The following is a 2,262-nucleotide window of genomic DNA, read 5'->3' as shown; positions in this document are numbered from 1 at the left end:
CACGCCATCCCGAACGGCAGGAACCAGAACACCACCGTCAGGTAGATCGCGAACCGCGCCGCCAGCAGCACCCCCTCCAGCACCCGGCCCTTCGTGTCCGGACGACCCCCGGCACCACGCACCACCGACACGACCGCGTGCCGGTGCAGGTTGATGCCCTCGAGGGTCAGCAGCGGGAAGAACAACCACCCCTGGAACCGCAGGAACGTGCGCATCAGCGGACCGCGGGCAGCGGCGGCGTCCTCGGGCAGGAACCGGATCCCGTCGGGCGCGATGTCGGGGTCCTTGCCGACCGTGTTCGGGTTCCCGTGGTGCCGGGTGTGCTTGTTCATCCACCACGAGTACGACAACCCGACCAGGAACGTGCCGATCCACCGGCCGGCGTGGTCGTTCCACTTCTGCGAGTCGAACACCTGCCGGTGCGCGGCCTCGTGCGACAGGAACGCGAACTGCGTGAACACCACACCCAACGCACCCGCCACGATCAACTGGAACCACGAGTCACCCAACAACGCGAACGCCACCCAGGCGAGCGCGAGACCGGCGACGAGGCTGCCGAACAGGGACCAGTAGAACCCGGTGCGCCGTCGGAGCAGGCCGTTCTCCTTCACCTGGGCGAGCAGGGAGGAGTAGGTGGAGGTGCCGTTCCGGCTGCCGTTCCCCGGACGGGTGCGGGTGAAGCCGGGAGCGAGGGGCGTGGTCGTCATCGTGGACCGACCTTCTGTGGTGAGCGGTCCTTCGACCGGTCCGGAGAGTTCACGCACGTGCGCTTGTCGAGAACCGTAGGTCACGTTCATGGGTCTCCACCTGGGAGAACGGATAACGGCTGCGATCACCGCGCGGCGGCGGTCACATCCGCGGCAAGTGGACGTCCCCGCACCGCGTCGGTCCTCGACGACCCGGACATCCTCGCCCCGGGTCCGCCCCGACGCCCCGGACGTCCGCGTCCCCGGCTCAGTCCTCGACGACCCAGACGTGCTGCGCCTGCCACCCCTCGGGCACGGAGTCGCGGAAGGCGGCGAGCGCCGACGCGTAGTCCGGCCCCGACGCCTCGTGCTCACGCGTCGCGGTCGAGCGGGCGGTCGCGCGGATCGTCGTCTCCCCCGTGGCCTTGCTCTCGACGGCGTTCGCCTGGGTCAGCGCGTACCCGTCGATGTCGAGCGAAGCGATCGCGGTCTCCTTCGCGGTCACCACGGAGTCGGCGAAGCCCTCGGAGTCGCGGACCTCGGTGGAGCGGATCGTGCCTCGGAGTGTCGTCACGACTCCAGTATCGCCCGCCCGGAGGCGGCGTGATCCCGACGAGCGGATCGCGACCCCGCCGGCCATCACCCCTCGCGCCGGTGCTTGCCCTTCGCCGCCGTCGGGTCGGCCATCGGGTGGTTGCGGAACCAGCGCAGCAGCTCGCGCGGCCGGCTCCCGTCGGCACTGCGGTCGCCGTCCTCGAGGAACGTGCTGAACCCCTCGGGCAGGCCGTTGCCGTCGGCCTCGCGGTCGTACGCCATCGACCAGTCCGGGAACCGCCGGGTGTGGATCGACTCCTCGACCAGCAGCCGGACGTCGTCGTGCCGTTCGTCGCCGACGATGCGCGCGTAGGTGGCCACGACGGCGTCGTGCGGCCCCTCGAGCAGCTGCATGAAGCGACCGCCGCGGTGCACGAGCAGCCCGGTCAGGCCGTCGGCGGTGTTCCGTGCGCGGGCCTGCTCGAGGACGGCGTCGAGCGCGTCGTCGTCGAAGGGCTCGGTCGCGGAGCTCATGTAGACCAGCGAGTGCAGCAACGTCCATCCCTCCGGTCCCGACCGACCGCGATCGCGACCACCTCTGATCCTGCCCCGGTTCCCCTGTGGACGACGCCCCCCAGAACGGGAAGGTGTGGACAGGATCCTGCTGGTCGGTGGCGGCTGGCACGATGGTCCCGTGCCAGCCGCCCCGATGATCGACGCCGTCGACGTCATCCGCTTCGTCGGACCGCAGACCTTCGGTCGCGCCCGCGACGTCGTCCGTGCGGGCCTGGTCGAGGACGCCACCTGGCACGAGGACTCCGGCACCATCACGGCGAGCGTGTCCGGTTCCGCCGACGACCCGTACGAGCTGCGTGTGGAGACGACGCTCGCCCGCGGCGACTTCGTCCGCCCCGTGCGCAGCACGTGCACGTGTCCGCTCGGGGGCGACTGCAAGCACGTCGCGGCGGCGCTCCTCACCGTCAACGCGCGGGCGTTGTCGACGGTCACCACCACCCCGCGGCCCACCTCCGCCCAACCAGCC

4 protein-coding genes are annotated in these 2,262 nt (G+C 71.0%); 1 reads left to right on the top strand and 3 read right to left on the bottom strand.

What is annotated here, in order from left to right:
- The 3 genes from BEP24_RS16190 to BEP24_RS16180 all read right to left on the bottom strand — a co-directional run.
- A partial coding sequence (locus BEP24_RS16190; RefSeq protein WP_171898850.1) for a fatty acid desaturase occupies nucleotides 1–707 on the bottom strand: 707 nt, incomplete at its 3' end.
- Nucleotides 708–954: 247 nt separating this feature from the next.
- Nucleotides 955–1,260, bottom strand: a complete 306-nt coding sequence (locus BEP24_RS16185) for a hypothetical protein (RefSeq protein ID WP_065965207.1) — start codon at nucleotides 1,258–1,260, stop codon at nucleotides 955–957.
- 65 nt (nucleotides 1,261–1,325) lie between these two features.
- Nucleotides 1,326–1,775, bottom strand: coding sequence for a BLUF domain-containing protein (locus BEP24_RS16180; RefSeq protein WP_253181734.1), 450 nt, complete (start codon nucleotides 1,773–1,775; stop codon nucleotides 1,326–1,328).
- Nucleotides 1,776–1,914: 139 nt separating this feature from the next.
- Between BEP24_RS16180 and BEP24_RS16175 the strand changes: the two genes are divergently transcribed.
- Nucleotides 1,915–2,262: SWIM zinc finger family protein (locus BEP24_RS16175; protein ID WP_141693506.1), on the top strand; the 348-nt coding region annotated here is incomplete at its 3' end.

Source organism: Curtobacterium sp. UCD-KPL2560 (assembly GCF_001705035.1).
Taxonomy (GTDB): Bacteria; Actinomycetota; Actinomycetes; order Actinomycetales; family Microbacteriaceae; genus Curtobacterium.
This window is presented reverse-complemented; position numbering and strand designations above follow the sequence as displayed.